The organism is Tahibacter sp. (assembly GCF_035481375.1).
In the GTDB taxonomy this organism is placed as follows: domain Bacteria; phylum Pseudomonadota; class Gammaproteobacteria; order Xanthomonadales; family Rhodanobacteraceae; genus Tahibacter.
Window position 1 is genome coordinate 1 of sequence record NZ_DATIGT010000090.1, and the last position, 8,395, is coordinate 8,395.

The following is an 8,395-nucleotide window of genomic DNA, read 5'->3' on the forward strand; positions in this document are numbered from 1 at the left end:
GCCGACGGCTACACGAGCCAGTCGAACTGGATCGTCGGCCCCGACGGCCGCGCCGTCGCGCTGAGCCGGCAGACGATGGTCGTGTTTGCGTAGGCGGGAATCGGGAGCCGTAGGCGGCGCTGAGCCCTGGGCAAATCGCAACATCGCGGTGATTCGGCTGCGAACTCGTGCCGGAGGAAGCGCGGAGTCGCCGACCGTTCTTCGCGGCGAAGAGCCTTCGATGCTGCGGTTCGTCTCCGGCTCGGCGCAACCTGCGTCGCCTCACTCCGGCGCGACGACCTCGTAGCCGCGCTTGCGCAAGGTCGCGACCATGCCGTCGTCGTCGAGGATCTGCCCGATCGGCAGCACCGCGAACGACACTGCGTTGTCGCGCAGCGTGTTCTCCGCGGCGCCGAGCCAGGCCGCTGCGACGCGTTCGCGCATGTCGCCCATGCCGTGTTCCTGCACCGTGCTGTTCTTCAGCATCGCATCGCGGCAGGCCTGGTTCTGATCGACGAACGGCAGCGCGCGCAGCGCTTCGATATCGCCGACGGCCCAGGCATTCGCGCGCAGCTGCATCGCCGGCAGGTCGGTCTCCAGGCGTTCGACGGTCTTGCGCAGGCAGTCGATGTCGTCGACGCTCGACCGCGAGAACTCGCGCAGCGCGGCGCGCGGTTCGGCCAGCTTCACCTTGACCGTGGGCCGCTCGACCGCGATGTCGTGCTTCTTCGCGAGCTTCTCGACGACCTCGCCGACGCGACTGTTCAGACGCAGCCCGGCGTCTTCGGTGGCTTCCTCGTAGAGTTCCTGCGCCGCGAAAATCGGCCGGCGCTTCTCGACCGAATCGCCGCGACCGATGTACTTGCGCTTGAGCGGCTCCCAGCGCGCGTAGAGGTCGGCCGGCAGCACCTCGGCAAGCGTCTGCTTGTCGGGATTGTTGCGCGCCTTGAGGAGGCTCGGCAGCAGGAACAGGCCGGTCAGCGCGCCACCGTCCACGTCGATGTCGGCGCGCGGCGCGAGCAGCACGCGCTGCGCGCTCGCGATCGCCCGCTCGACGTCGCGCGGCGTCCATTCCATGCGCTTGGGCAACGGCGACAAGGTACCGAGCACCCAGAGCACATGATCGTCCTTGCTGATCTTCCAGAGCCCGGGCCCGGGCTGCGCACCGCTGACGACGACGGTTTCGAGTACGGCCGTCGGCACGGGCGGCACCTGTTCGGCATGGACGACGAGGGTGGACGCGGACAACAAACAGCCGAGCAGCGCCTTGCGCATGAATCGCCTCAGTGCAGGATGGGGAATGCCGGCCCGGCCGGGCCGGCGACGCACAGTAGGCGAATCCGCATGAACGCCGCTCGTCCGCGCGGCCAGAAATGTCCACGCGCGAGTCCGGCATCGTCGGCGCGGTTCCGAAGCCCCCGCGAAAACCGCGGAACCGGCCGCTCGGATTGCCGTTCGCCCCGGTGTCCGACGCGGACCTCGCGACCGCGCCGCTACGCGCGGCTTCAGCTCACGTGCGCCGCGAGAGTCGCGAGATCGCCGTCCCAGATGCCGAAATAACTGCGCCCGCGCCGCTCGACCGGATGGTCCGGCCCGCGCGGCAGCATCTTCAGCGCACGCTTGCCTTCGAGCCACAGCGACACGGTGTTGATGACGCGCGTGTCGCGGCAGACGCGGCCATGATCGAGCGCATCAGCAAACCCCGCGAGCGTGACGCCGGCGACGGCGGAACTGCGCAAGTGCACGCGGCCGTCGCCGAAGACGTCTTTGCGCGCGCCGGCGAAATCGAACCAGTTCGGGTTGTTCGCGTTCGCCCGTTGCACTGTGAGCTGATACGGGGTCGGCACGCCGGTGCCCTGCAGGATCAGGATGTTCTCGGCGTTCGCCGCGAGCGCCGCGTCGTCGAGCAGCGGCGCCGGGCTCGCGCCGCCGCGCCTGGACTTGCCGCACGCGAACGCTTCGGCGTCGGCGACGAAACGCGCGTCGAATCCGCCGTTGCCGTCGCGCACGTTGGCCTGCCAGTTCTTCGGATCGAACAGATCGACGTAGGCGCCCTGCTCGTCGACGTTGCAGTCGGCGAAATGCGGCGTCATCTGATAGACCGACGGAAAGCTGCGCGCGATCTTGCGGTAGTCCTCGTCCGTGCCGAACCAGCCGTCGCGCTCGCCGGCGACGAGCATCTGCGCGGCGGCCATCGAGCCGCGGAACGGCGGCGCAATGAACACGACGCGCGCGACGTCGGCAAACGGATCCTTGCGATTGCGCAGCGCGAGCATCGAGCGCAGCACGAGTCCGCCCATGCTGTGCGTCACGAAGTTCAGCGCGGTCGATCGCTTGAGCCGCGCCTGCCGGCCCTGCAGTTCCTCGCAGAACTCGGCGAGCTTCTGCGCGGCGTGCTCGATCGGGCGGCGCCAGTCGTACGTGAACACGTGCAGCGATTCGGCCGGCTTCCACGCGCGGAGCTTGCCGACCATCTCGCCGTAGGCATAGCGGATCGGCCGCGACGGCAGCATGCGATGGCCGTCGTTGGCTTCGAAGCGTCCGTCGAGCAGCGCGAAGTCGAGCGGGTTCTCGAATGCATCGCCGAAGACCATGTCCTCGAGGCTCCAGCGCACCGGCCAGTCCAGCGGATAGCTGTCGGCGAGTTCGCTGCCCTTGATGCCGGGAATCAGAACGGTGGCCATGTGTGCTCCCTGCGCCGTCGCGTGCGGCGACTGTAGCAGGCCCGCGTCGCAGGCACTGCGGCGGCGCTGGCGGGAACGCCGTGCGGCGCGGCATCATGCGCGTTCGACGAGGAGTGCCCCCCGATGAGCGACAGCCTCAGTGCCGTCCCCCTGCTCGAAACGCCGCGCCTGCGCCTGCGCACCGTGCAGCGCAGCGACCTCGACGCGATCTACCGGCTGCATTCGGATTCGCGCGCGATGCGCTACTGGAGCTTTCCGGCCTGGACCGAGCGCCGCCAGGCCAACGACTGGTTCGAGCAGCGTCAGCGCCTGGCCGAACGCGAGGAAGTCTGGCCGTGGGCGATCACGCTGAATCCGGGCGACGACACGCTGGTGGGCATCGTCACGCTGTTCGCCGTCAATCGCGGACAGCAGCGCGCCGAGGCCGGCTATCAGCTCGACCCGTCACACTGGGGTCAGGGCTACGCGCAGGAAGCATTGCGCGCGGCGCTCGGCTACGGCTTCGACGCACTGGAACTGCGCCGCGTCGAGGCCGACATCGATCCACGCAACGAACCCTCGTGCCGCCTCGTCGAACGCCTCGGCTTCCGCCGCGAAGGCCTGATGCGCGAACGCTGGCGCGTCAACGACGAGATCACCGATACCGCGTTCTACGGGCTGCTCGCGCGCGAGTTCGTCCGTTGAGCCGCGGCACTGCTTCGACCGCATGAGCGACGACGCGCTGTCGCGCCGCGCGTACCGCCGCGGCCTCTTGATCGCGGCGATCGCGTCGGTGCTGTTCTCGGCCAAGGCCATCGTCGCGAAATTGCTGTACCGCTACGGCGTCGACGCGCTGACCGTGCTCGCGCTGCGCATGCTGTACTCCGCACCGTTCTTTCTCGCGATCGCCCTGTGGCAATGGCGCAAGGCAGTGCCTCTGACGCCGCGCGACGGCGTCGCCGTCGTCGGCGTGGGCCTGCTCGGCTATTACCTGTCGAGCTACCTCGATTTCGCCGGCCTGCAATACATCAGTGCCGCGCTCGAACGGCTGATCCTGTTCCTGTCGCCGTCGTTCGTGCTGCTGATCAGCGCGCTCGTGCTGCGCCGTCGCATCACGACGCGCGAATGGGCCGCGCTCGCGCTGGCCTACGCCGGCATCGTGCTCGTGTTCGCGCACGACCTCATGCTCGGCGGCGACCGCGTGCTGCTCGGCGCGCTGCTCGTACTCGGTTCAGCGCTGTCGTACGCGTTGTATCTGATCGGCTCCGGCGAACTCGTCAAGCGCCTCGGCCCGTGGCGCCTCGTCGCCTACGCGATGAGCGTCTCGACCGGCGCCGTGCTCGTGCACTTCGGCATCGCGCGGCCGTGGTCGTCGCTGCAGACCGTCGCCGCCGTGCACGGCCTGTCGCTGTTCAATGCCGTGTTCTGCACCGTGGCACCCGTCGTCCTGACCATGCTCGCCGTCGCCCGCATCGGCGCACCCGGCGCCGCGCAGGCCGGCATGATAGGCCCGGTCTCCACGTTATTCCTCGGCTACTGGCTGCTCGCCGAGCCGATCACGCTGCGCCAGCTCGCCGGCTCCGCACTCGTGCTGCTCGGCATGTACGTGCTGTCGCAAAAGCGCGCGTAGGTTGGCGGTGAGCCGCAGGCGGAACCCCAACATCGAAGCAGTCGCTTCCGGCGATCGCATGGCGGAGGAAGTGCTTGCCGCCGGTCGAAAACCGGGCAGGAAGCATTTCCTCCGTCACAGGTTCTTCGTATCGGATCCACCGTGATGCCGGGGTTCGCCTGCGGCTCACCCCAACCTACCCAAGCACCCGCGCTTCGAGCGCGATCGCGTCGCCGTCGACGCGCAGCACGCTGCCCTGGTCGTACCAGTCGCCGAGCACGATGCGTTCGGCCATGCGGTCGCCGAGATCGACGCGGTGCCGCGCCGGACGGTGCGTATGCCCGTGGATCAGCCGCGCCGCGCCATGCACCCCCAGCGCCTCACGCACCGCCGAATCGGTGACATCCATGATCTGCGCCATCGTCGAGCCGGTATGCAGCCGGCTCTGCTCGCGCGCCTGCGCCGCGAACGCGCGACGCTGCGCGAGCGGCTGCGCCAGAAACATCGACTGCCAGGCCGGATCGCGCACCTGCGCGCGGAATTTCTGATACGCCACGTCGTCCGTGCACAACGTGTCGCCATGCATCAGCAAGGTCGGGACGCCGGCCAGATCGACGCGCGTCGGATCCGTCAGCAACGTCACCCCGCTGCGCGCCGCAAACCCGCCACCGACAAGAAAGTCGCGATTGCCCGCCATGAAATACGCGCGCACGCCGCTGCCCGTCAGCTCGGCCAGCGCATCCTGCACGGACTGCGCGAGCGGCGCGTCGTCATCGTCACCGATCCAGCTCTCGAACAGATCGCCGAGGATGTACAGCGCCTGCGCATCCCGCGCTTCACCACGCAGGAACCGCAGGAAGAGCTCGGTGATCCGCGGCCGCTCGTCGTCGAGGTGCAGATCGGAGATGAACAGGGAGAGAGGCATGGCCGGGGACGATAGCCGGCGGGACGGGAATTGGGAATGGGTGGTCCGAGCAAACGCAAGCGATCCTCGATCATCGCCGCAGGCACGGGCCTCGCGCTCGCGTCGGAAGTTTCTGAGTTGTGAGTGCCCGGTATTTCGATACAGCGTTCTGATTTATGCAGCGAAAAGCAGCAATAAATTTCTACACTCCCAGCACAGGATCTCCCTGTCCAAGCAGAAAGAAATCGTTAGATTCGGTGTACCGGTCATTTACCAAAATCCAGCCGTTTTCTCCTACATCTAGTTTCGACTCAATTTTTAAATAGTCGCATGGATTCTCGCAAAAGAAATCATGGGAATCATTACGAGAGAGCCTTCCTCCCAGATCCGCCATTAAGAATCCACCATAAAATCCCCTAAACATCGGCGACGTCATCCATATTTCTTCGATGAAATCTAAGAACACATTATTCTTCACAGAAATGCATTCTATGTCTAATATTTCGCCAGAAAAGATCTCTTCCCCAGAGAAAATTTCCACTCTACTGCGGACGATTTCCTCCTCGATTTCTTCTACTTGAACTTGGCTCATCCATTTTGGAGCAAATAGCTCAACGCTGTTGCGCGGACTCGCCAAGCATACAAGCAGGGATTCGGCAGCAAAGCGCTCGGGTCCATCCCCCTTAAAGTGAGCCCAGGGATTAGTAGAGACTTTCAGCAAAGGAGAGTCCCATGCGGAAGTCGAAGTTCAGTGAAGTACAGATTGCGGCGATCCTGAAGGAGGCCGAGGCGGGAATGGCGGTGGCGGAGGTCGCGCGCAAGCATGGCATCAGTGCGGCGACGTTCTACCAGTCGCGGTCGAAGTACGGCGGGATGGAGGTATCGGATCTGCAGCGGATGCGGGAACTGGAGCAGGAGAATGCTCGGCTCAAGCGTTTGTACGCGGATCTGAGTCTGGATCATTCGATCCTGAAAGAGCTGCTGACAAAAAAGTTCTGATGCCCAGGCAGCGCCGAGCGGCGGTGGATTGGGCGATGGAAGAAAAGCAGGTCAGTCAACGACGAGCCTGTCGTCTTGTGCAGCAGTCGCGGGCGTCGCAGCGACGACATCTGCGAGGCCGCACGGTGACCGACGAGCGCGTTGAGCGCCGGCTGCAGGCGCTGGCCGAAGCGCATCCGGCCTGGGGTTGTCCGCAACTGCATCGTCAATTGCGGCAGGAGGGGCATGCCATCAACCACAAGCGGACCTGGCGGCTGTATGACGCACTGGGACTGACATTGCGCCGTCGACGTCGGCGACGCCCGATGGAACGTGATCCACAGCCACTCTTGCAGCCGCTGCAACCCAACGAATGCTGGTCGCTGGATTTCATGCATGACGCGCTGGCCAACGGACGCGCGTTCCGGACGCTCAACGTGATCGACGACTTCGCCAGAGACGCCTTGGCGATCGAGATCGACTTCAGTCTCAGTGGCCAGCGTGTCGTACGGGTTCTGGAACAGCTTTGCGAGTGGCACGGCGTACCGCGCATGATTCGTAGCGACAATGGGCCGGAGTTCCGCAGCGAAATCGTTCAAGCCTGGGCGCGAGCCAAAGAAGTGAACTGGCACTTCATCGAGCCAGGATGCCCAGCGCAGAACGCGTACATCGAACGATTCAACGGCACCTATCGCGTCGAAGTACTCGATGCGAACTGTTTCCTGACGTTGGCCGATGCGCGAGCAACCACGCAACAGTGGGTGCCGATTTACAACGAACAACGCTCACACCAATCCATCGGCAACCTGCCTCCGATGGTCTTCAAACGCCAATGGCAGCAGCGACAGTCTCTACTTTCGACTGGTATCGCTTGAGGGGTATGGACCGGACCTTCAGCATTACCCTCAGCGGATACGGGGGCGACCCTTACCCGTCTTCAGATAGAACGGCTCGATCAAGGAACGTCCAGCGGGCGGCAGCAATCTCGCCACCCTTCGATCCTCGAACGCTTGTCGGTATCGAGCCACTAGATCACTTCCCTCGCCCCTGCTAGTGCAAGTTTATCGGATCGACAACTATTCTGGCGCTGGGGCTATCACGAAAGCCATGCACGCGCATGTGCCCGTGATCTTACTCCAAATTTTTCGATAACCTTCTCACGAATTTCCGGAACTTCCGTAAGACCGGAAATCATTCCTTCCACCAGTCCGGTAAGCACAGCCGTAAGAAGAACCTCGTCTGACTGATCGAAAACATCCTCTATTAGTTTGAATGCTTCGAAAGAAAGATAGTCGACGTCTTTTGCTAGACCAGCCGCTACGTAATATCCAATATCCCCAAAAAGAACCGTATCAGGAGGCTCTTCGGGGCGCCACTCCGCATAGCATTTCTGCCACGATTCTCTGGCGTCTTGGCAAATTTCACAAAAATCGCCGAGAAATTTTAAGCAACTTGCATGCATCGCTAACGCCCCAAAGAATTATTCATATCTCTCAAAACGTTCTCTGCGACCGCCCTGTCGGAAGCCGCAGCGTTCGGCTTATTCGCCAACCAGCGCTCAATCGCTTTCGCATCATTACTGACCTTCTGCGCATGGAACGCTCCACCAACCGGCAACCCAGTGGCATCTTCCTGGCGAACAGCATCCGCCGAACTACCACTACCTACCGTAGCGCCGTCCCTATAAAGCTTGTCGATAATCCGCTTAAGATCGGCATCTTGAACTATTGGCTTTTCCATACCTCTTCGCAAACTATCTTTATAAAGCTCCCATGACCCTGGATCTTCTTGCCGAAGATCTGCGCGAGAAGCCACGGGCGCTCCCAACGATTCGGCACCAATTCCCGCCACACAACGCCACCCACCCGAAATCGCACAGCCCGCGCCGAACTTATAAAGCTTAAATGCTTTCTCAACAAATTCTCGTCCGTGCCGATTACTTTGCGACCTTGCATAGTCCACCACAACGTATGCTGTATCTTTGCTAAAGAAATCGTACCTCTGAGCAAGTGCCTTCAAAGAGTCATTCCCTCCCTTCGACGCATTAAATATTTCCGGCATTACTGCGTAAGCGCTCATGCCATTATCATCTTGTTCCACTCCACCACCGGAGACTCTAAGTAAGGTCTGAACAAGCCCCCTCAATTGTGCTGAGATAACACAACACTACCTGCAGGCCTGCACGATGGACCAGATGAGCTTCGGAGACGGCGAGTACGCGAGCAAGCGCAAGCGTACACGGCGGGAAACGTTCCTGGCGGA

At 63.1% G+C, this 8,395-nt stretch carries 10 protein-coding genes; 4 read left to right on the forward strand and 6 right to left on the reverse strand.

Annotated features, from left to right (window positions below; translation table 11 throughout):
• Positions 1-261: 261 nt before the first annotated feature.
• Positions 262-1,254, reverse strand: coding sequence for a TraB/GumN family protein (locus VLF18_RS05170; RefSeq protein WP_325278545.1), 993 nt, complete (start codon positions 1,252-1,254; stop codon positions 262-264).
• A 230-nt stretch (positions 1,255-1,484) separates the two neighbouring features.
• A complete protein-coding gene (locus VLF18_RS05175; RefSeq protein WP_325278546.1) occupies positions 1,485-2,663 on the reverse strand; it encodes an esterase/lipase family protein in 1,179 nt (392 codons plus the stop codon).
• A gap of 123 nt (positions 2,664-2,786) precedes the next feature.
• On the opposite strand from VLF18_RS05175, the gene VLF18_RS05180 reads away from it, so the two are divergent.
• Both VLF18_RS05180 and VLF18_RS05185 read left to right on the forward strand, forming a co-directional pair.
• A complete protein-coding gene (locus VLF18_RS05180; protein ID WP_325278547.1) occupies positions 2,787-3,347 on the forward strand; it encodes a GNAT family N-acetyltransferase in 561 nt (186 codons plus the stop codon).
• Between the two features lie 22 nt (positions 3,348-3,369).
• The gene (locus VLF18_RS05185; protein WP_325278548.1) at positions 3,370-4,272 is read left to right on the forward strand and encodes a DMT family transporter; all 903 of its coding nucleotides are present in this window, start codon (positions 3,370-3,372) and stop codon (positions 4,270-4,272) included.
• A 175-nt stretch (positions 4,273-4,447) separates the two neighbouring features.
• On the opposite strand, the gene VLF18_RS05190 is transcribed toward VLF18_RS05185, so the two are convergent.
• Both VLF18_RS05190 and VLF18_RS05195 read right to left on the reverse strand, forming a co-directional pair.
• The gene (locus VLF18_RS05190) at positions 4,448-5,176 is read right to left on the reverse strand and encodes a UDP-2,3-diacylglucosamine diphosphatase (protein WP_325278549.1); all 729 of its coding nucleotides are present in this window, start codon (positions 5,174-5,176) and stop codon (positions 4,448-4,450) included.
• A gap of 181 nt (positions 5,177-5,357) precedes the next feature.
• Positions 5,358-5,876 (reverse strand): hypothetical protein, encoded by a 519-nt coding sequence (locus tag VLF18_RS05195; RefSeq protein WP_325278550.1) that lies wholly within the window; start codon positions 5,874-5,876, stop codon positions 5,358-5,360.
• Positions 5,877-5,887: 11 nt separating this feature from the next.
• Here VLF18_RS05195 and VLF18_RS05200 point away from each other — a divergent pair, with 11 nt between their 5' ends.
• Positions 5,888-6,154, forward strand: coding sequence for a transposase (locus tag VLF18_RS05200; RefSeq protein WP_325278551.1), 267 nt, complete (start codon positions 5,888-5,890; stop codon positions 6,152-6,154).
• 35 nt (positions 6,155-6,189) lie between these two features.
• Positions 6,190-7,008, forward strand: a complete 819-nt coding sequence (locus VLF18_RS05205; RefSeq protein WP_325278552.1) for an IS3 family transposase — start codon at positions 6,190-6,192, stop codon at positions 7,006-7,008.
• Positions 7,009-7,229: 221 nt separating this feature from the next.
• Here the strand turns inward: VLF18_RS05205 and VLF18_RS05210 are convergent, their stop codons facing one another.
• The gene (locus VLF18_RS05210; protein WP_325278553.1) at positions 7,230-7,595 is read right to left on the reverse strand and encodes a hypothetical protein; all 366 of its coding nucleotides are present in this window, start codon (positions 7,593-7,595) and stop codon (positions 7,230-7,232) included.
• 2 nt (positions 7,596-7,597) lie between these two features.
• A complete protein-coding gene (locus VLF18_RS05215; protein ID WP_325278554.1) occupies positions 7,598-8,212 on the reverse strand; it encodes a hypothetical protein in 615 nt (204 codons plus the stop codon).
• Positions 8,213-8,395 lie beyond the last annotated feature (183 nt).